Annotated in this window: 12 protein-coding genes; 5 read left to right on the top strand and 7 right to left on the bottom strand. The window is 40.3% G+C overall.

Annotated features, from left to right (window positions below; genetic code table 11):
• Positions 1-3 precede the first annotated feature (3 nt).
• The 4 genes from H6G96_RS26140 to H6G96_RS26125 form a co-directional block, all read right to left on the bottom strand.
• Positions 4-900 carry a helix-turn-helix domain-containing protein gene (locus H6G96_RS26140; RefSeq protein ID WP_190914923.1) on the bottom strand — a complete coding sequence of 299 codons (897 nt, stop codon included), beginning with the start codon at positions 898-900 and terminating at the stop codon, positions 4-6.
• A 388-nt stretch (positions 901-1,288) separates the two neighbouring features.
• Positions 1,289-2,053 carry a hypothetical protein gene (locus tag H6G96_RS26135; RefSeq protein ID WP_242063398.1) on the bottom strand — a complete coding sequence of 255 codons (765 nt, stop codon included), beginning with the start codon at positions 2,051-2,053 and terminating at the stop codon, positions 1,289-1,291.
• Between the two features lie 176 nt (positions 2,054-2,229).
• Positions 2,230-3,978 (bottom strand): ShlB/FhaC/HecB family hemolysin secretion/activation protein, encoded by a 1,749-nt coding sequence (locus H6G96_RS26130; protein ID WP_190914921.1) that lies wholly within the window; start codon positions 3,976-3,978, stop codon positions 2,230-2,232.
• Between the two features lie 405 nt (positions 3,979-4,383).
• The gene (locus tag H6G96_RS26125; protein ID WP_190914919.1) at positions 4,384-5,724 is read right to left on the bottom strand and encodes a cytochrome P450; all 1,341 of its coding nucleotides are present in this window, start codon (positions 5,722-5,724) and stop codon (positions 4,384-4,386) included.
• A 213-nt stretch (positions 5,725-5,937) separates the two neighbouring features.
• Between H6G96_RS26125 and H6G96_RS26120 the strand changes: the two genes are divergently transcribed.
• The gene (locus tag H6G96_RS26120) at positions 5,938-8,475 is read left to right on the top strand and encodes a filamentous hemagglutinin N-terminal domain-containing protein (RefSeq protein WP_190914917.1); all 2,538 of its coding nucleotides are present in this window, start codon (positions 5,938-5,940) and stop codon (positions 8,473-8,475) included.
• A 9-nt stretch (positions 8,476-8,484) separates the two neighbouring features.
• Complete coding sequence (locus H6G96_RS26115; RefSeq protein ID WP_190914915.1) at positions 8,485-10,989, top strand: CHAT domain-containing protein; 2,505 nt, start codon at positions 8,485-8,487, stop codon at positions 10,987-10,989.
• Here the strand turns inward: H6G96_RS26115 and H6G96_RS26110 are convergent.
• Positions 10,947-11,993, bottom strand: coding sequence for a hypothetical protein (locus H6G96_RS26110; protein ID WP_190914913.1), 1,047 nt, complete (start codon positions 11,991-11,993; stop codon positions 10,947-10,949). The two genes, H6G96_RS26115 and H6G96_RS26110, sit on opposite strands and share 43 nt — an antisense overlap.
• A 65-nt stretch (positions 11,994-12,058) precedes the next feature.
• Entirely contained in the window at positions 12,059-13,924 is a 1,866-nt protein-coding gene (locus H6G96_RS26105) for a tetratricopeptide repeat protein (protein WP_347242279.1), read from the bottom strand.
• A gap of 324 nt (positions 13,925-14,248) precedes the next feature.
• On the opposite strand from H6G96_RS26105, the gene H6G96_RS26100 reads away from it, so the two are divergent.
• From H6G96_RS26100 to H6G96_RS26090, 3 genes are all read left to right on the top strand, one after another.
• Positions 14,249-15,907 carry an ATP-binding protein gene (locus H6G96_RS26100; protein ID WP_242063396.1) on the top strand — a complete coding sequence of 553 codons (1,659 nt, stop codon included), beginning with the start codon at positions 14,249-14,251 and terminating at the stop codon, positions 15,905-15,907.
• An 11-nt stretch (positions 15,908-15,918) separates the two neighbouring features.
• Positions 15,919-16,224, top strand: a complete 306-nt coding sequence (locus H6G96_RS26095) for a fertility inhibition FinO-like protein (RefSeq protein WP_190914909.1) — start codon at positions 15,919-15,921, stop codon at positions 16,222-16,224.
• A gap of 775 nt (positions 16,225-16,999) precedes the next feature.
• On the top strand, positions 17,000-20,452 hold the full coding sequence (locus H6G96_RS26090) for a plasmid replication protein, CyRepA1 family (protein ID WP_190914907.1): 3,453 nt from the start codon (positions 17,000-17,002) through the stop codon (positions 20,450-20,452).
• Between the two features lie 102 nt (positions 20,453-20,554).
• Here H6G96_RS26090 and H6G96_RS26085 read toward each other — a convergent pair whose 3' ends face one another.
• Entirely contained in the window at positions 20,555-21,217 is a 663-nt protein-coding gene (locus tag H6G96_RS26085; RefSeq protein ID WP_190914943.1) for a site-specific integrase, read from the bottom strand.
• Between the last annotated feature and the right edge of the window lie 600 nt (positions 21,218-21,817).

Genomic DNA, 21,817 nt, shown 5'->3' with positions numbered 1-21,817 from the left:
TTTTTAGAGTGTTTTAGCGAAAGCGCGTGGAGTGACACCAAAAGCACGTTTAAAGACATTATTAAAGTGTGACTGGTCAAAAAAACCTACAGCCAATGCTACTTCCGAAAGGGACAGTTGGCTTGTGAGCAATAATTTTTTCGCTCGTTCTAGCCGTAGGCGCAGGACAAACTGATGTGGTGCTAAACCTGTGGTGTTCTTAAACAATCGGGCAAAATAATAGTCGGAAACTTGTGCGGCACAAGCAAGTTGGCTGAGGCTCAATTCTATACCCAGTTGCATTTGTGCTGTTTCAATCACGTCTTTTAGTTGCTTCGACGATAGTTTCCCTTTTGGATTTAAAGGTTTTTTGGCATTGCGGTGATGTTTGCTCAACAGGTGCAATGTGAAGGACAGAGATAGAGTTTGTGCATACAAGGGTTCCCCCGGTTGGGCCAACTCTTTTGATAAAGCTCTAGCATAGTTGTATGCCAACTCATCTGTGATGCAGCGACGTTCGGCAAAAGTATCAATGGCAGTTGGGGCACGGTCTTCGAGAATGGCGGTGATCAAATCTGGTGAGAGTGCGATCGCTGCTACTGTCAGTTCATCCTGCCAGAAAGGAGCGTTGGTTTCGCCATCCGATTGAAGGCAAAACCCCCCAGGCGGCAAAATGGCTTCATGGGTTCTTCCGCCGCTATGCCAACCAAAACGCACAGAGTCACCTAAATTGATGATCAGTCGATGCCCTTCAATATAATGTTCTGTAAGTTCCATTGGCTTGAGCCGTTGTACCTCTAGGGTGAAGTTGTGATCCCATCCTGCTTGAAAACTAGACAGAACAACCGAACTATCTGGGGCAGATGGAAAACGCTGCCCTGTGTGCGGATTAATTAAATTAATACTGCTGTGCAACGTCATGGCTCGGTCTTTAATTAATTCTGGATGTTGCTATTATCTCTAATTTTCTTGAGCCAAGGTAACTCTGAGCCGTACTTTAGCTCAATATCACATTTGGCTATTGGGTAAGCACCATCCATAAATCATAATCAAGTGATTCCCCGTATGAGCCATTAGGTGTAATTAGTGACTATATATATATTGATCTAACGTGATCGTTTTGGGGCTTAAAAAACAATCAAACGCGAAAGGAAAGATTTTTTCGTTGGTTTTTAACTTTCTGACGTTCGGGCCACAGAGCGTGAATAATCACGGTGAGAATAACGAGCTTTGCGATCAAGTGCGGCATCCAGTATAGATCGCACCTCGCTTGGTGTAAAATACTCTCTCTTGTTTACTAGCTATACCGTCACTTCTGCTGCTTCCAAACAAGGTTATACTCCCTTTCAACAGCTGCCAGCAGCTTTGCCTGCAAGGATGATAGATACGGTTTGGCTTGTTTCCCCAACCCCTGCAACAGCCAATCTACAGAAGAGTTACGGCTGGGCACTTGATGCAATTGCCGTAACCTCATACATAACTGCTGCATAAAAAAGCAATCTTCATCAAGCAATTTCAGTGATTTCATCTGTTCGATTTTTACGGTGTAGTCGCCGTCCCAGGTCTGGACTGTACAGTTGTATTCTCCAACATGAGTTACCACGCCCCAATAACCTGTTTTACCTCTCAAGTCTGGGTTATCTTTGGGCAACAGAAGGCATATTTCCCCAATATGATAAGGATTGGGTACTTTCGGACTTTCGCGTATCTTATCCACCACGTCTTTCACGAGCCGACCGGATGGAATCTTATTGCCAGCTTGCTCTACTGCCTGCTGCCATACATTCGCTTGCACAGCCGGTTCCAACTCAGCTTTTGCTAAAAACCGCAGTTGTCGTTCGTTGGTCGGCATTGGAATTTGCTGACCATTGGTCGGCAAAAACTTTTTAAGATTCTCGTAAACAGCAGTAGCCGAAATCTTCAAGTACGCTGCATCACGGCTGTAACCAAAGCGTTCGCGGCAGTATTCCTTAAAAGTTCGGTGCGTGGAACGATATAGCCGTCTGTCTCTCAACTCCATTAACGCCTGACCTGCTGACAAAGGCAACAAAGGAATGGTTAGCTCTCGGCTCAATTTACTATATAACTGAGTACCTAGAGTCCTACAAAAGCTTCGATATATTAGTAGATTTACGACAAATATTCCCCAAACACTACGCGTCGCTAGCACCAAAGTCACTACTGATAAAAGAAAGAAAATTATTCTTTGGTTGCAGCAGTTCATCAATCACAAGCGGCATAGCCACACGTTCAAAACGCATTGTACTGAATAGAAAATAAAATCCCGTTCTCCTGCCAAGTTCTTCTGTCTGAAGAATCTATCGGCACCAACGGAATCCCCCAATCAATACGTGCATTAAAGTCACCCCCGCGCCACTGCAATCCCAACCCCACAGAAGCCAACATATTTGAGTCGGGATTTTCTGTACCTGCATTCCACCCAAATCCGAAGTCTGCAAAGGGAATCATTTGCAAAGTACCTCCAGCCCTGAGAATCGGCACTTGCACTTCAGCTGAAGCAAACACACCATTATCAACTAAGAAAAAATCTTGGCGATATCCTCGTACACTATCTACACCACCCGCGCCAAACTGTTCTAGCGGCAAAAGCGTAGTAGTAGCTAGTTGCGTATTCAGACGCAGTAACATCAGAGTATCTCGAGCCAACAGCCGTAACCATTGGGCAAGCCCTTGCCAACTGAAAAAACGACTGTCCGCTCTATCTGAATTTATCGTCGCGTCGAATGCATCAAGTCCCACGTTGAACTGCGATCGCACTCCAAATACTTCTCGGTTATTGCGAGATACCCACTCCTGGAAAAATCGCAATGCTGATACCCTCGTGTTCCCTTTGTCATCTGCACCATCAGAGGGGAACGGAATTCGCCCAATTTCAAAATCTACATACGAAGCCTCGCTTTCTTTCCTGGAAGCAGTTATGCCAAGCGCAAATTCCTGGTTGGAAGTTCGGACTATTGGCTGTCGATACGTCAGTTCGTACTGCCGAGATTCTGCTTGAATATCCAGGATGTCGAAAGGTTCTTCGACAACATTAGCTGCTGAAGTCCCGTAGGTAAAAGAAATTGTCCCATCTCTCGGATTGATGGGTATTGTGTAACTAGCATCAAACAAGTTACTACCATCAGTGTTGGTATAGCCCACACTTAAACCATCTCCTACTCCCAGTAAGTTTGTTTCAGTTACTTGCAGCCGACGACGAAAGCTACCTACAGATGGCGATCGCCCGTTGTCGAGTATGATTTGAGTGTTAAATGTGTCTGCTTCTTCTATGTTGACTGTCAAGACAGCTGTGTTGAGCTTCTCCCCAGGTGACAACTCAGCAGATAGTCTTTTGATCAAAGGATTGTTCTGCAAGAGTTGCAGTGCATCTAACAAACGTTTTTCGTTTACAGGTCCCGTAGTGTTTAATTTCAGGCGATCACGCACGTAATTAGGAGAAAGTCGTCGAGTACCTGTTATCTTAATGCTTTCAAGTTTACCTTCAACTACTTGAATTTTTACCACACCTGACCCCGGACTAATTTCTTGAGGTGGAATATATGCACCAGAAGCAATGTAACCGTTTCTGATGTATAGATTCGTGATTCTAGAACGAGCTTCATACAAGTCGGCTATATCTAGTTGCCGATTGAGAAAGTTGGACACAGCTTTAGCTAACTCTTCCTCGCTGAAAACTGTACTACCAACAATCTCGAAGTGTTTAACAGTGACTCTTTCTGTCGGCTTGCTAGGGAGTTCCTCTTCTGAGGGTAGAGTTGGTTGTTGTGGCGGGAGTAGTTCTGGTAAGGGTTGTCGTTGGGGTAGTTGAGGTAAGGGTTGTGGCTGCGGTGTAGGGGGCTGGATGTTTTGTGGAGGCGGGAGGTTTGGCTGCTGTGTAGTGGTCTGTGCATGTAGGGTTTTAACAGTACCACTAAGCACTATCAATATACTTAAAGGCAACCAAAACAATATGCGCCTTGTGGGAGATTTATCGGTCATCAGATTCGGTAGGATATTGCCGCAAACTCTGAAATTGTACAGGATTGCTGTTTTATCAGAACAAACGCAATCTCAAAATTTTCTTAGCTTCAAGCATTCAATATCAAGCAGATAAATGTTAGATATTAAGTTCAATGTTAAAATCCTGATTTTCAGTTGATAAGGTACTCCTAAATTGGCAACTATGATCAAAGAAAGTTTTATGGCAAAAAAATTGTAGTTAGCAGCAATTATGAACGCTGTTAATCGTAGGATAAACAATTAATTTACATAATTTTTATTCTTACGGATAAACTTTGCATTTTTACCTAACTCCCTAAGTTCCCTAAATCATGATTAACAAAATACACCTTGTTGGTATTCGGAGTGTTAGTGCAAGACTATATAGGCAGAAGCAAGAATGTTCTAATGCACTCCAGTTACTACCATTTCAAATGTTGGAGGAACCATAATTAGTCCTCGTCTAATAGGCTTCATAGGACGAGAACTCACTAATCCCAATTGCAAGCGTGACAGTATAGTTGCCAGAACAAGCTTGATTTCAAGTTGTGCTAATGCTGCTCCGATACAGCGACGACTGCCACCACCAAATGGCAAATACTCGTATGGAGAAAATTGACGATCTAGAAATCGCTCTGGTCTAAACATCTTTGGTTGTGGGTACACTTGTTCCCTTTGGTGAGCTAAGTAAATTGAAACATTAACGATTGTATTCGGTTCAAGCTGATAACCCATGATCTCCATAGGCTTTTGTACAAACCGTGAAAAAGGCATTAAAGAAATTGGGTAAAAGCGTAATGTTTCAGAACAAACAGCACTCAGATAAGGTAATTGTGCTATTCTACTCTTGTCATTGGTGGTGGTAAAGGAGTTAAGTTCAAATAGGAGATTTTTGTGAATTTCTGCCGAAAAATAACTCCAGTACAATCCCCAAGAAAGAGCAGATGACGTGGTTTCATATCCTGCGAACAATAGCGTTATCAAAGAATCACGCAATTCAATATTTGTTAGTGGTTCCCCAGATTCATGAGATGCTTCCAGAAGCATACTTAAAATATCCTTCCCTGGATAATTACGTTGCGCTTTTCGTTCAGCAATAATTGCATATACTAATTTATCAATTTGCTGGAGTTGACTCATTAGACTCTCTTCCAATCTCCAAAATTCTAGTTTTTTTTGTAACACAGGAAGAAACATCAAAAAAATTGAATTAAAAGGATTGTGAAGAACATCAAACAGGGAAACTAACAATTGTTTCAGGCAATTATAACGATCATCGTTTTGTAGTCCAAATACAACATCAAGAATGATGCGAATAGAAATTTCTTTCATAACTGAATTAACTACAAATATCTTACCTGGAATCCATTCTCCAATTATTTGTTCAGTAATTTCACAAATGACTTGACTATAATCACGCATTCGCTCTGAATGAAAAGGAGGTAGCAGTATTCGTTTGTGTCGTTGATGCTGTTCGCCACTAGAAGAGAGAATAGAATTTTCTCCTAACAAAAGCTTTAATAAATTATTATTTTGAGTAGATTCAAAATATTCATAGTTGGCTGTAAAAATTTTTTGTATAGCTTCTGGATTACTAAAGAAAATAGTGGCAGGAAGCTCGTTTCCCAATACCCTAAAAGTATCCCCATACATTTGATACCAAACATCTAATGTTTCTAGTGGTCGAAGAAAAAACTGAACTGTTTGTATCCAAGAGGAAGCTTTTGGCCCGTTAGGAAGAGACATAATTAATCAAGCTACTACAATGATTTATATCTGAATATACAGTATATACTAAGTAATCATATAGGCTTCAAACTAAAAACTGCAATTTTTACTTGTGAGACAAAGTTGATTTACAATCTTATTACCATTAGTAGTAACATGGTTAATTCAATGATTAAGCTAGGACAAAAAAACAGCGTTGCAATGCTGAAAAAATATAAAAGTATTGCTATAATGCTAATACTTTTTTCTTTATCAACAATTTTCCCGTCCGAAGCTCAACAAATTGTTCCAGATGCAAGTCTAACGAATAATACTCTAATAAAATCGGAGGGAAATATCAGTAATATTGAGGATGGAACTCAATTAGGTACTACCTTATTTCATAGCTTTAAAGACTTCTCTATTCCTACTGGTAGCACTGCTTACTTTAATAATACTCCGAATATTCAGAACATTTTTAGTCGAGTGACAGGTAAATCTATTTCCAATATTGATGGATTAATTCGAGCTAATGGGACAGCAAATTTATTTTTAATAAATCCCAATGGTATTATATTCGGTAAAAATGCTCGATTAGACATTGGCGGCTCATTTTTGGCAAGTACAGCAGATAGCATTAAATTTGATAATGATATTGAGTTCAGTGCTAAAAACCCTCAATCTTCTCCTTTGTTAAAAGTAAATATAGCGAGGGGGCTAGAGTTTGGTATAAATCCTGGGGCAATTAAAGTACAAGGAGCAGGTCACACTATTCAAGGCTTCGATTTTAATTTTCCTTTTGATGCTAGTAGATTTGCTAATGGTTTGCAAGTAAATCCTGGCAAAACTTTAGCCTTGTTAGGAGGAGACGTATCAATAGAAGGAGGAATACTTAGTACAAGAAATGGAAACATTGAGGTAGGAAGCGTCGCTCAAGGAAACATAGGCATCAAACCAGATAATAATAAATGGGTTTTTAATTATGAAAACAAACAAATATTTAGAGACATAAGTTTATCACAAAGCGCTTTAGTTTACGTTGGAAGTAATGAAGGTGTAGGAAAAAGTATTAATATCCAAGGACGTGAGATAAAAGTTTTAAATGGCTCCTTGATCGCTAGCCAAACCTATGGTTATAAGCAAAATGGAGAAACCACTATTAATGCCTCTAATTTTTTAGAAGTTAAAGGAGAATCTCAATTTAATACCAGTGCTATCTTTACTAGTAATTTTGGCAAGACACCAGGAGAAAATATTGAAGTCAATGCAAAAAATTTTATCATTGAAGGAGCGCAAATAGCCACCACTACTTTTAGTGATACGCCAGGAGGAATAGTATCGGTGAATGCCAACAATTTAAAAATTGTTGGTTCTACTCCATCTATTATCAATCCTTCTGGCTTAGGTGGTATTAACACATTCAGCTATAGTTCTGGCAATGGAGGAGATATAACTGCAAAGATAGGAGAATTAATTTTAGATAACAGAGGAACTATTACTGCAATTTCCACTAGATCTTCGGGACGCAGTGGCAATTTAAATTTAACATCAGAAAGTGTCATTATTAGGAATGGAGGTAGCTTAGGCTCTCTTACTTTCGCTAACGGCAAGGGAGGAAATGTTTTAGTAAGCGCAAAAGATTTTATAGAGTTAACAGGACAATCTTCTTCTCTGGAGCCTAGTCTCATTCAGGCTAATACTTTTGGGAGTGGTAACGCTGGTAACTTAGAAATTAATACCCCAAAACTATTTATTCGAGATGGAGCAACTGTAAATACAACCACGGTATCTTATGGAAATGCCGGTAGCCTTACTATCAATGCTTTTGATTTTATAGAAGTTTCAGGCGTTAATCCAAATTCAAAGTTTCCTAGCTCCATACAGTCGTCAGCAGCTATTTTAAATGAAAGTTTAAGAGCAAGATTCCCCAGCGTACCACTAGCCCCCACTGGTGATGCAGGAAGCGTAACTGTCAATACCAGCCGCTTAAATATTATGGATAGCGGATCGTTGAGCGTCAAAAATGATGGAACTGGCGACGCTGGCACACTTCAAGTAAATGCCAATCGCATCAGCGTCGCCAGTTCCGGCGCTATTACTGCAACCACTGCTGTAGGACAAGGTGGTGATATTGACATCAATTCAAATTTTTTACAACTACGAGATGCCACCATCTCCGCAACTGCTGGGCAGCAAGGTAGTGATGGCGATGGTGGGAACGTAACTATTAATACGAAAAACTTATTCTCTTTAGGAGACAGTAGCATAACTGCTAATGCTTTTGAAGGAAGGGGAGGTAATATCAAAATCGATACTAAAGGGCTTTTCCTTTCTGCCAACAGCCAATTTACAGCCAGTTCTGAGCGAGGTGTTAACGGCACAGTTGAGGTTAACTTTTTAATAGGAAACAATGTACAACCCAAGATAGAACTAGAAGCAGTTCAAACAGATACAAAGATTGCATCAGTCTGCCAAGGGCGATCAGACACAATAGCAAGTACTTTCGTTGTTAGTGGACACGACGGTTTATTTCCTAGTCCTAGCAACCTGCTATCTCAAAACCCTATTTGGCAAGACAACTCTCTTCTAGATCAGTCCGACAATGATTTGGGAAAACTAAAATCAAGGGATCAAGAGCCTACGCAAATATTAGAAGCACAAGCTGTAGTACAAGAATCTGATGGCAGAATTTTTTTGACAACAAATTCTGGGTCAGTGAGTGCTAACAGTGCATCGTCTGCTAATCCATGTGCCGACGAAGTTAAAAAGGTAGGTTTGAATCAATTTTAGTAAAAATTAATGATTAAACGTCGAGATTGGGCTAAATACTTTTTTTTAAGCATTGCAGGGTTATTTACGTTTAATAACAAAGCATTTATTGCTCCTGCTTATGCTACAGATAAAAGACATAATCAGGCACGATTATTAACCCAAAGAGGAAAAAATTTTTTTGATGAAGGCCGAGCCGTAGAAGCACTTCAAGACTGGGAAGAAGCCACAAAAATTTATCGTCAAATTCACTATCAGGAGGGCGTTACAGGCAGTTTAATCAACCAGAACTATGCCCTACAAGCTTTAGGGTTAAATCGTCGAGCTTGTACTACACTTTTACAAGCTTTGAAGTTAGATACAGATGCCGATATTTGCGCCATCCCCTCAGAGCAATCTACTGAATCTACAACAGAACTACTGACGAAAGCAATTGATCAGCAAAAGCCAACACCTCTGAATCTGCTTGCATGGCATAACTTGGCAGATGTATTGCGCTCAATTGGCAAGTTAGATGAATCAAAAATAGTTTTGGCAAAAATATTGTCAACAGCTAAAAATCTTTCATCTGCTGACCATAGTAGAATTTTACTTTCTTTGGGAAATACTGAAAATTCATTTTACAAACAAGCAAGAGATAATTATAGTTCAATAGAAGAATCAGCTTTCAAAAAAGAAGCTAGCTTTTTAGTTCAAAAAAAAGCCTTAGAGTCCCTTGATATTTATCAGCAAATAAATAATTCATCAACGACTTCTCAAGAAGTACAATTACAATCTCAATTACAGCACTTGAATTTACTATTAGATTTTCAGGAATGGCTGACGATAGAGGTGAGATTAGGTAAAACGAATTTAGCTATTGTTCGCGCTAGTATTACTGAACAGATTCAGCCAGCAGTTGACTTAGTGTTAAAAAACTCCTCAATATTTTCTCAATTACCTGCTAGTCAATCTGTTTATGCCAAACTTAACTTTGCTAACAGCCTGAATCAAATCTCAGATCAACAATTACGCTCAGTAGCCATTGGATACGCTAAAAGCGCTTTGCGAACTGCTCAAAGCACGAACAACCATCGGCTAAAATCAGAAAGTTTTGGTATTCTAGGTAAATTAAATCCAAAGCAATCACAAACCTATTTTGAACAAGCTTTAAGCCAAGCTCAGTCAGTTCAGGCATCAGATATTGCCTACCAATGGCAACAGGAATTAGGAAAATTATACCAAAGGAAAAAAAGAACTAAAGCAGCCCTTCAAGCTTATGGTGCTGCAATTGAAAATATTACTCAAGTTCGTAAAAACCTCTTACCAAATAACGCAAATTTACAATTTTCCTTTCAAGAAAAAGTGGAGCCTATATACCGAGAATATATGCGATTACTCTTAGCTTCCCCTAATCCTGACTTAGAACGAGTAATCCAGACAAATGAACGATTGCATATAGCTCAACTAGAAAATTTTCTCCAGTGCGGAAATCTTGACATTATACCTTTGAACGAGGTTAAAAACTTGCCTACCGCTCCGACAGTAGTTCACATAATTGATTTGGATGAAAGTGTAGAAGTAATTTTACAGTTGGCTAATGGCTCCCTTCATAGCCATCCTGTTGATTCTAGGCTAGTTAAAACTAATGTTGATAATTTATTAGAAATCTTACAATCCCTTCGATTGTCCTCTACCGCTGAAATTGACATTCTTTCTTTTCCTCGGTCACTCTATGACTTGCTAATCGCGCCCATAAAAACATATTTGCCTTCATCAGGAACACTAGTGTTTACTTTAGATACATCTTTCCAAAGCTTACCAATAGGGCTGCTTCATGATGGTAACGATTATTTATTTAAATATTATAGTATTGCTCAAACTTTAGGCTCTAGAGTTCGACAACCCAAGCTCTTACTTAAAGAGCAGTTAAGAGCTTTAATTGGTGGACTGTCTGAAATCAATCCCAGTCTTAGGACTTTAAATGTTCTTGAAAATATGAAAGCACTACCAAAAGTGAAAGAAGAGATAGAATATGTAAAGCAACAAACTTCTTCTTCAAAAGTTTTGCTAAACGAAAAGTTTACTGGTCAAGCGCTTGGGCAACAGTTGAGTAGTTTTAACTTTCCTATTGTTCATTTAACTACTCACGCTCAATTTAGCTCTGAGGCTAAAAGGACAATGTTCTTTACTTGGGACAAAGCGATTAACGCACTAGAGTTTTATAGCCTACTAAAATTCAGCGCTCGATCCAATGAAGATGGAATTGAATTATTAGTTTTAAGTGCTTGTCAGACTGCCAAAGGCAATAAGAGGTCAGCACTAGGAATTGCTGGAGTAGCTGCACAAGCAGGCGCAAGAAGTACAGTGGCAACTTTATGGAAGGTAGACGCTGACTCCACTGCTTTACTTATGGAACAATTTTACAAAAATTTGAAAAATGGTGTTCCCAAAGCAGAAGCATTGCGTCAAGCGCAATTAAATTTAATATCAGACTCTAGATACAGCCACCCTTATTTTTGGGCAGGATTTATTCTTGTTGGCGGATGGTTGTAAAATTGTACTAAATTTACTCCTTGCTGCACTTTAGCTAATTCATCTAAGTTTCTACTACGTTTTGCCAATTCGTTTGCCACATTATAATTACGAAGCGCTTCATTCGGCAACCATGCTTCTAAATATCGATCTGCTAATACTCTATAAAGGGTAGGATTTTGACTTCCTACTGCTACTCGTGCTTCTAACGCCTCAATCGCTTCATTCAAAAGATTTCTAGACATATATATAGCATGTAGATCGAAAATGGCTGCTTCGTCTGGGGGTAAGTTTAATTCATTGATATGCTGGACTCTTTGTTTAATTTCATTTTGCTCTTTCTCTGGCAGAACAATAATTACTAACGGTTCGGAACTTGCTAGAGATTTATCCTTGTTTGCAATTACAGTAAAATTATACGTATTACCAAGTTTTAACTCTTTTTGTTCCTTGGGGTAAGGCAGGGTAGTAACAGTTTTATCTACTGTTTTCTCCCAATAAAATTCGTAGCTACTCACAATTACTGTATAGCTAATAGCATTAGAAACCGCATACCAAGATATTTTAGGCCGACTACTCAACATGGAACTGCCATAGGGACTAATTAATGTTGGTATATCCTGATCCTCATGCGGACTCTTAGTATTATTGCAACCGCTAGGGTTCAGTCCTGTGCATAGCTTTGCTTTTTTCTGAGGCAATGAACATTCGTCAGAGGCATCGAAAATCTTACTCTGTTTGAAATCTAAAAGTTTTCCGTTTAAATAACACAAAGCACTGACTGTGCGTCCATTAACTGGGTTAATACGATCTCCTGGGCACAGTTGACTACCTGCTGCCAAAAAACGATCTCCTGCATTAACAACTCGACCATTCGCCTTACACTCACGACTCCCTATTGATTTAAGTTGGCGACCCCATGCACTGCTCAAACCCAAAAAAAGGATTATTGATACAATCATTGAAATTGGGAAAATGTAGATTATTTTTCCTACTTTGTCTGTTCGCCTATCTGCCATTAACATAAAAACTGTTATGTTAGTACTTGCATATTAATAGCATACAGGAAGTTTAGGTATAAAATAAAGTGTCATTCTTCCCTTTGACGAATAGGATCTTTTAACCTGATTCTTTCTAATACTTGCGACCGCCAACCGAAAACCTCTGGCTCTCTAGACTCAGTTAGCAAACAAATTTCCCAAGAAATCCAGGCATAATCAACATCACCTAGAGCTTCTTGCACCTGCGCTAACAAGCAATGGGTAGATGTTCTGTGTATATCTAATTCTTTGGCTTTTTCCAGATATTTCTTTGCTTGGCTATATTCCTTTTGCTCAAAGAGCGCCCAACCTAAATTTTTATACAAAACAGCCCGTAATTCAGGCTCTTTAGCTTTTTGTAAACCTTGTTGCGCTAAAGCGATCGCTGCATTATAGTCACCTTTTATAATCTTCAATCTCGATAAATTATTGATGGGCAGAATGGCTTGGCTACTAGTTTTTATAGATAACTGATACTGTTTTTCAGCTAAATCATCTTTTCCTTGTTCATCATAAAATGTCCCTAGTCCGTAATGTCCTTGCCAATTATTAGGATCTAGCTCAATTGCCTTTCCATAGTTATCAGTTACGCATTCAAATTGCTGTAATTGTTGGCAAACCACAGCCAAATTAGTATAGATTTCCGAATTTTGATTATTATATTTAATTGCTAATTTATAGTATTTTTTAGCTAGGTCCAGGTTACTAGTACTACCACGCCCCTTCTCAAAATAGAATTCTGAAACGTCAGGCTTAAGTTGAGGATTAATTTTAATAGCCCAGTCAAAAGCCTCTTGCGCCCCCTGAGAATTATTTGCTGCTTCTAACTTTCGTCCTTGAGTTACTAAGTAGTTACTTAACAAGGGTATAGACAGAATAATACCCCCAACAATTATTAAACCTCTTAATGCAAGCTTGCTATATTTAACTATTTTAGAATTAGCTAATCTATAATTTTTAATTTGCTGAGGCAGATTTTTTAACCTCTGCAAAATCACTTGAGTACTTTGTGGACGTTGCCCTGGTAAAGGATCTGTTAACTCATCAATAAAATCAGCAAAAGGTTTGTCAATCTGCGGTGCTTTGTTTCTCCAGATTAATCTTCCTGTTTTTTTGTCTGTAGGTAAATCAATTAGTTGAATTGCAGTAAGTAGATGGATGAAAGTGCGACCTAAAGCATAAAAATCTGATTGCGGTACTGCCTGTCCATCCATTTGTTCTGGTGGAGAATAACGAGGTGTACCAACAGATGTAATTTCATACTTTCCTCCTCTAGTTGTGCTATCTCCTCCACTTCCACTTATTTTAGCTAGGTAAGTGCTAGTTACTCTTCGTACCACACCGAAATCCACTAATGCTAATTGATCATTTGACTGGAGAATTATATTAGAAGGCTTAATATCTCTGTGAAAAAAATTAGCCTGGTGTACTGCGACAAGAATTTCAACTAATTGTTTTACCCATTCTAATGCTTGAGATTGCGAAATACACCCGTTAGATTCTATCCACTGGTCTAAATTCTGTCCCTCGATTTTATCCATAACCAAGCAATGTAAGGTTAAAGAACTATTGATAGGAACAAAAGTGAAAAAGTCATCTAAGGTACTTTTGGGAATCTTTGGATGATGGATTAGCCGTAAACTAAGAGATTCCCGCTCGATTAACTCAACCAGTTTAGGCGAGTTCAATTTTAGAACTTTCATAACTCGCTGCTTGCGGACAGGATTCCATTGAGTACCAGCATCCTCCACTTCAAAAACTTCAGTATAGCTGAATGGATTTTCATTCAGAGGTCTTAATGGCTTAATCAAGCGGATGCGGTTATTAATTAGCAGCGAAGTACTACAAAAAAGACATTTTTCAATGTCTTTAGGATTTTGACGTTGCTCGCATAGGGGATTTATACAGTAACTCACATTCGCAGGAGGATAGCCAAATATAAACTACCTACCGTAAATCTAGTCTTTCTTCCTATCAACGATAATGTAAGTGAAGATTTAAAATTTTGAGTAGTCATTTTCAATAAATAAAGTATATTTTATAACTTCAAAATAAAGAATAACTAGGAAAGTTGTTAATATTTGTGTATCGGTAATAGTCTAACAGCAGCATTTAAAGTAATCCATTTGATAACTGCTACTGTGATCTAGTGACGGCAGTAGTTTTATTAACTACTTTTTCAAGATGTGCGTAAGTAATGATTCTACTCTATCTTTCGTCCCCTTTGCATAATTGGTGACTTGAGTTATTATTTGTTTGGAGCAAACAGCTATCAAGTAGAGAAATCAAGTATCACCGAGTTGTATTTGACACCATTAATTGGCGGCTGCATCAAGAAAAAGCGTATGGGGTTGGTCGCTCGCTCGAACAACAGAATGAGTATAACTATGGATTCTAATGCTGTCCAGATACTAAATTCACCAGTTTATTCTCCCCTTGTTTCAAAGAAACAAGAGCTTTTAGGGCAAAAACACTCTTCTGTGACAGTAAATTTTGATGAAACTTTAGTAATAGTCAATGATTTAGTACTTGCCAAAAGAGGTAGATACTTATCTCAACCAGAGATACTTATTATGAGGGGAGCGTGGTATAACCGTGAGTTTGTAGAGATAGCAGAAAATTCAGCTTATAGCGTCAATTACTTACAACGAGGTGTAGCTACTCGGTTATGGGATATACTCACGAAAACAATTGGAAATGGCAAGCGAGTTACTAAAAAGAATGTACGGAATTTTTTAGAGCAAGTTGCACAAGAGTATTATGCTCAATCTGCTTCTACTAGTGAAGAAAAAAGCTCCCCTGTCAAAAATCGGATACAAATTATAGGAAGTAAACCTCCTGACATCTCAAGTTTTTATGGACGCACAGGAGAACTATCTTGCTTAAAAGAATTAGTAATAAAGCAACGCTGCGTATCGTTAGTAGGGGTAGCAGGCATTGGTAAAACTGCATTAGCTGCAAAGCTAATACAAGAGATTAGTGTAGAATCAAAACCCAAATTTGATTGCATAATTTGGAAATCAGTTGCCCATGCACCACTGTTTGAAGACTTTATAGCCGAGCTAATAGAGCTAATCCAACCTTTAGAGCCTAAGCTAGACTCACCTAAATTTACTCAAGCAATGGTTTCAGCATTGATCAAGCAGATGCAATCGCGCCGATGTCTTTTGGTATTGGATGAATCTGATTCCTTGTTTGAAACAACTAATTTAGAGCAACACTTAGAGTACAAATTATTTTTTCGCAGATTAATAGAGGAAATGGATCAAAGCTGCTTGCTCTTAACTAATCGAGTCTTTCCTGATGAATTTGAGGATCTTATAATAGCAGGACGTCCTATTGAATATCTAAAAATAAAAGGTTTAGAGACTGATCCTGCAATGCAACTTTTATTTGATCAAGGATTGGATGACGAAGAGAAATGCAACGAATTAATTAAAATTTACTACGGCAATCCTTTAGAGCTAAAGACGGTAGTTACCCGAATTCACCATTTTTTTGGCGGAAGTGTTCAAAAGTTTTTTGAAAATAGAACTACACTTTTCAGTAGCCAATTTCAAGCAATGCTTGATAAAGCCTTTGGTTACTTATTGAGTAAAATACAACAACAAATTATGATTTATATAGCAGAGGAGTTAACTTTAAACTCAAAACCTGTTAAGTTTACTAACTTATTAAATGGCTTGAATCAAAAGGAATCAATATCGTTATCAGTATCAGATTTAATTACAGCATTAGAAGGGTTGGAAAAGCAGTTTTTAATTGAAATTATTAAGGATTCTGCGTCTGAAGAAGCTAGTTTTACTCTTCAACCTATAGTCAAAAAATATATTAGGAAAAATATACCAGGACTGGTGCATACATCTAATGCTTCACCAGAATTAGCGCTCACATTTTAACAGAGGTAGCTATGATTGCAGGCAAACTAGAAATCACAATTAAAATCAATGAACTGCCACAACCTAAGGACATAGAGAACGGTTGGCAGCATTTTGACTTAGACTGCAACAGACAAATCATTTCAGCCACAGCTAAAGTAAAGATTTGGAAGAAGCTGACCGATGCTGCAAGTAATTATTCTCAATGGGTAGGAGCAATTGTAGGTAAACTTGGACAGCAAGCAGAACAGGGTTTCGTGTTAGAGAAACCCAACATACAAGTTTTCGAGCGCAAGCCCAAGGCAGAAACAACCTCTGCGTTAGGTGCTACTTCTTGAAAAAGCGATTACCCAATCAGGGTAAGCTGGAACAAACGCTGATAAATATGGAGGAGTCAAACAAAAATCAGAATCTCGCTAGATACGGAAAGACCACAAGTTGTGTAAAATCAAGCTGAATAGTTACGTAAAGGAGATAGAGGTGAAGAATTTACAACAATACTCGCATTTAACGCACAAAGCGCCACTAGGGAGTCGCGCTTTGTACGAATCTTAAATTTCATATAACCTCAGAGCGGGGTTGATCTCGAAGGAACAAAATAAGTGGTTGTTAAAGTTTGGCGACTAAGATTACCACAATAATTTGTCCGACTGAGTTAAATCCGCGCTGCTTTCCCCATTATACAGGGGTTGTCACCAAATCGTCGAATTTTTGGTGGCGGATTTTTGGCTGTTGAAATTCTTTAAGTTAGTGAAATATTAAATTTAGTTAAGAAAAAACTCCGAATTTTGTAGCTAAAAGATGTAGCAGCGCGAATAACAGTTATCAGTTACCAGTTATCAGTAGGAGTAGACCTTTATTTGATAACTGTTAACTGTTGACTGATAACTGATAAAACCCCCTCTGAAGCTTGTCAACCAAGTTATCAGGGAAAAATATCATGGCAAACAGAGAACACCCTAAGAGCGCTGTAGTTAAGCGCATGGGGTTGAGTACAGCTTTCGCATGGCAATTTTGTGCTGTGACGAAGGGAAATTTTTGGAATATCCAGGCTAGAGCAAGAGTTTCGCAGCTTGAAAGAGTTCTCCCCAAAAAATTCCTTGGAGAGAACCGATGAATGCAGCGACAACTGAATATCCAAACAATCTCACGGCAGCCCAATACCATGAGTTGTTAGCTGGTAGCGCCATTCATCCGGCGTTGATTAAGCGCAACTTCTTTCACGTTGAGGGAGAATCAGTTTATGATTTCCTGTTCATATCTGATAAACTGCCACGCAAGAATGCGGGTCGGGTAACAGATGGATACATAAAAATGTATCAGCATCTATTACTGGGTGGAACCTGGATTCAATCACTTGACCCCTTTAAAAACTGGCAACCAATGGAGTGGGGAAGGATCAAGCCCAACTTCCCCCGTATTGATTGGCAAAAAGGTAAACCCGTCAAATACGAGTCACCACCCAAAACCCCCAACCGCGTTACCTACTTTGATGTCGCTAACCCCATCTGGGACAAAGTTGCAAAGCGTTATTTAATTAAGCGCTATCATTCACTTTTAACATTGCGCTTACTGGATCAACTCAATCCACTAATATTTTGGGAGTGGGTAAAGCAACATCCAGAGATTCCAGTTATCTTATGCGAGGGCGAAAAAAAAGCGGCCTGCTTGCTTTCTTTAGGGTTTGTAGCGATCGCACTTCCGGGAATTTGGAACGGGCGCGTGGGCAAACAAGATTTTGATGAACGGTTGCATCCTGACTTAGTACCAATGGCTCAGGCGGGGCGCAAGTTCATTATATTATTTGATTACGAAACTTCTTCTAAAACCAGGTGGTCAGTTTACCAGGCAACGGTACGGACTGCCAAAGCGATTGAGGCAGTAGGTTGTGAATGTGAAGTTGCGCTGTTGCCGGGGCCAGAAAAAGGTGTAGATGATTTCGTGGTAGCCAGGGGTCTTGATGCTAACGCTCTACTGACTGCAATTGTAGATGATGCCAAATCACTTGCCGATTACCAGCGCTCGTATCGGGCTAAGAAATGGGGACTTAGCAAATACAAACCAGATGTCACTATTAATATCAAGTATCTTTCTGAGGCTTTGTGCATTCCTGAACTTGAAGAAAAATGCTTGAGAGTACCTGAGCTTTATGATCTTGAAAAGGAACAACTTTTCACGCCATCTATAAAAGGACATCACAGAAAGAAGGAGTCTACGGATTCTAGCGGAGTTGATTCAGACAAATCGAAGAAATCCCCTACCTTCAATTTCCCAAAATCAGGACTAGTCGTACTCTGGAGTGACATGGGTACAGGCAAAACTGAACTTATGCGCTGGTGGCGTGACCAAAATCCTGATGCCAGATTTCTCAACAATGGACATCGGGTTAACTTGTTGAAAAATCTTGCCGAACGCTTGCGGACGGCGATGTATTCCGACTTGGGTTACACAGGTTTAGCCCAGGCTCAAGCCCTTAGTATTACTATTGACAGCTTGCATAAGCTGAATACCCAGTCTCTCACTTACGGCTGCATATTTATAGATGAAGCCTGCCAATACCTCACCCACCTACTGCACAGTAATACTTGCAAACAGCACCGTGCCGCCATTTTGGAGGTACTGGAATATATAGTATACAATGCGCCACTGGTCGTCATCGCTGATGCACACATGGATGATTTAACGGTAAACTTCTTTCTTGCAATGCGACCACTCGGTGAAGTACCTTACATCATTAAAAACGAGTGGCGAAACGGTTCACGCACAATTTATTGGTACGAGGGGGATAATTCAAGCGCCCTAGTCGCCCAAATATCGGCAGCGCTGATGCTTGGTGAGAAAGTCATGGTTGCAAGTGACAGTAAGCGTTTTATCAAAAAACTCGACAAATCCTTTACTATCAAGTACGAAGAATCTAACTCCGAAAAATCACATACACAAAAAAAATGTCGTATCTGGTCGGTTCACTCTGACAATTCTGGCAGTGATGAGAATGTCGCTTTCATCAAAGATATCACCAACGCCGTCAAAAACTTTGATGCCTTGTTCACCTCTCCCAGTCTCGGTACTGGTGTCGATATTTCTGAATATCATTTTGACTTAGTGTTCGGTGTCTTTCACGGCGTTTCCCAAACTGCTACTGAATGCGCCCAACAACTGTACCGCTATCGCCCAAAAGTCCCGTTTCATATTTGGGTGGCCCCGCGTCCTCCCTTTGGTTACAAGGATACAAACGCATCCAAGATTAAAGAGCGCTTGCTCCAAACCAATGAAATGACCGCTTTTCTGTTGCGGATTGACCGTCAAACAGGCAAGCGCGGAGCCGAGAAAGATTGGGCGCTTGAGGCTTACTGCCAAATTATGGCTAACCGCCACTATTCTCTCAATAATCTGCGCGATGACTTGCGATCGCTTCTCACCGAAATGGGCAATACATTTATATATGTGGGAAATGATTCAGATCCTCAATCTCTTGAAAGTCTAAAAGCAGCAGCACAAGCTTTGGATAGTGCCCACAATTCGGCTGTTGCCAAGGCGAACAATATTACTTTGAGTGAGTACCGCGCCCGTCAGAGCAAAGATTACCTTGACCCTAGCGAAATTTTTGAATGTGAAAAGTTCCGCATTTCTGATTCTTACGGCATCGAAGTAACCGAATCACTCGTAGAAATGGATAAAGGTGGTCGCTTAATAAGAGCGATCGCCGGACTTGAGGCCATTTTAGCCCCACCCGAAGAATCGTTTACTGACCCCAAAACTGGGCAAAGTTATCCTACCCCACCAACAATTGTCACCCAAAAAGACCGCACCGAGCGGGACAATCTACCTTTGTGCATCGACTGGGGTAATTACTCGGCACGGTGGCTTGCTAGATTTAACCTGGGACTGCATCAAATTCTCTTAAGTTTAATGAAGGGTGAAGAAGTTACCGCCGACGATTCCACCTTACTTAAGATGAGGGAGATCGCTATACATTGTGCAGCTCACGTCAAAGCAATTCTTGGGTTTACTATTCCCAGTGATTGTAAACCTATTTGGTTGCTAGCCACTTTAGTAGAGCAGCTGGGGCTAAAGTTGACTTTCCGCAAGCAGGGCAAGCGCGGTCAACAGGTGAAACTTTTCTCTTTATCAAAATCGGAATTAGAATTTGCAATGCATGTAATTGCTCATCGCGTAGAAAAGCGTAATCAAAAAGAAAATCCAACCTATTATGCCCCTCAAACCCCTGCTGCGTATAGTGTAAACCCTAATCAGCAGGCCGTATCCACACCCCCCCTTGATGCTATAGGGAACTCCCATTGCCAAGGGGAGGATACTACCGAATTTGAGTCGCCTCCGACCGATCGCATTACGCTACTCCACTGCGTGGAAATGCTTCGCTCTGGTATCAAGCAGGGGGTTGATGCGATTAAAGGCATTCTCAAGCGATGGGTTGAGGATTTGCGCTGGGAGACGGTGTTGGAACTTGAGGCGATCGCCGCGAGTGAACTGCGACTTGTGGAATCTCAAGTTCCTGAATTTTATGCCTTGCTGAATGAAGAAGTATTGCCGATGGAATTCTCCTAAACTTTCGTCATAACTAACCGCATCATTGAAGTAATTTCTACTTTTGCTTTCAGCAATTGCGCTGATGCTGCTTTGCTAAATCGATTTTTGGGTAAAATGGGGTCAAGAGCTTTCATGCACTGAATTATCGGTCACTTCGACAAAGCAGGATTTCCCGAAGTCGTCTTCATCAACCGGAGCAAGTAGTGCTAAAGATGATACCGCTCCCAATATTTGATCCTCTCTTACCTCCAGGTACTTGTACAGCTCGTCCAAGGTGCGATGCCCAGAAATTTCCTGAATCACTCTTAAGGGAATTCCGGCATTACTCATCGAGGTGAGTGCTGTGCGCCGAAAGCTGTGAGAGCTTACGCCTTCAACTCCTACTTTTTTGCAAGCGACTCGCACTATCCACAGTGCCGAATCTCGGTGCAGGTGGTTATTGGCTCTTGAGTGGTCAGCATTTCCAGGGAACAACCAAGGAGAATCATCACGCGGTTTATATGCTTGCAACCTGACTCGCAATTCTTGAATTACCGGGATGGCACGGGTAGCCAGTTTCCCTTTCGTGTTACCTTTGCGAAAGATGATTTTGGCTCTGACTTTTCCTTTGGCATCATATACGTCGCGCTTAAGCAACGTCACTGCTTCATTCACCCGACACGCTGTGTAAAGCATCACCGCAAACAGCGCTTTGTCTCGTAGCGAGTCTACCCCCTGCGAGAACAGAAGTTGGATTTCCTGCAAAGACAGAATCTTTGCTCGACCATGCCTATCAATTTTCAAGGTTGCTGTCCCATCAACACCCCGCCCTGTTCTTATTATCCCAGTCCACGGGACAGGTTTTGCCAGGAGTGCAATTTTCACAGTTATGGCCCTTACCAGTAATAAAATGCCCAGCCGTATCAATAATATTTTTGGCAAAACCGAGGTATTTAGGCGCTTTCGCCTTGAGGGCGAAAGCGACGGCTGGGCATTTTATCTCTTGGATCTCCCTATGCAGATGAGCAGTATGGGTATTTTCAGCAACTAGCGGAATTACTGTGAATATTTAATACCTAGTGTGTGGCGAAGATGGCTGATGCTGGAATTGCTACGGGGTGATGTCTATATTTATCAAGAAAGGCAGAGGGCAGGAGGCAGAAGGCTTTTATGGAATTCTGACTCAAGACTCTGCCCACGACAATCATGGAGTAAGGGTTTAAGACCCCCACCACAATCTCTGATTTGGTGGTCCCAAGTCAGGAGGGGTCTGAATCCCCTTCTGACTTGTTCCTTCTGCCCTCTGCCCTCTGCCCTCTGCCTCCTGCCTTCTTCAATTGCAATCGCCAATGGACAGTTGCGCTCCGTGCAATCGCCGCAGCTTTCACCTGAAAGCACCAGTTG

Source organism: Nostoc sp. FACHB-892 (assembly GCF_014698795.1).
GTDB lineage: Bacteria > Cyanobacteriota > Cyanobacteriia > Cyanobacteriales > Nostocaceae > Nostoc.
Note: the sequence above shows the minus strand (reverse complement) of the source record. Positions and strands in the feature narration are given on the sequence as shown.

Bases quoted from the DNA above. Each gene is read 5' to 3' on its own strand.
- H6G96_RS26140 (WP_190914923.1), bottom strand. From the start codon at position 900: ATGACGTTGCACAGCAGTATTAATTTAATTAATCCGCACACAGGGCAG.
- H6G96_RS26130 (WP_190914921.1), bottom strand. From the start codon at position 3,978: ATGACCGATAAATCTCCCACAAGGCGCATATTGTTTTGGTTGCCTTTA.
- H6G96_RS26125 (WP_190914919.1), bottom strand. From the start codon at position 5,724: ATGTCTCTTCCTAACGGGCCAAAAGCTTCCTCTTGGATACAAACAGTT.
- H6G96_RS26120 (WP_190914917.1), top strand. From the start codon at position 5,938: ATGCTAATACTTTTTTCTTTATCAACAATTTTCCCGTCCGAAGCTCAA.
- H6G96_RS26115 (WP_190914915.1), top strand. From the start codon at position 8,485: ATGATTAAACGTCGAGATTGGGCTAAATACTTTTTTTTAAGCATTGCA.
- H6G96_RS26110 (WP_190914913.1), bottom strand. From the start codon at position 11,993: ATGTTAATGGCAGATAGGCGAACAGACAAAGTAGGAAAAATAATCTAC.
- H6G96_RS26095 (WP_190914909.1), top strand. From the start codon at position 15,919: ATGATTGCAGGCAAACTAGAAATCACAATTAAAATCAATGAACTGCCA.
- H6G96_RS26090 (WP_190914907.1), top strand. From the start codon at position 17,000: ATGAATGCAGCGACAACTGAATATCCAAACAATCTCACGGCAGCCCAA.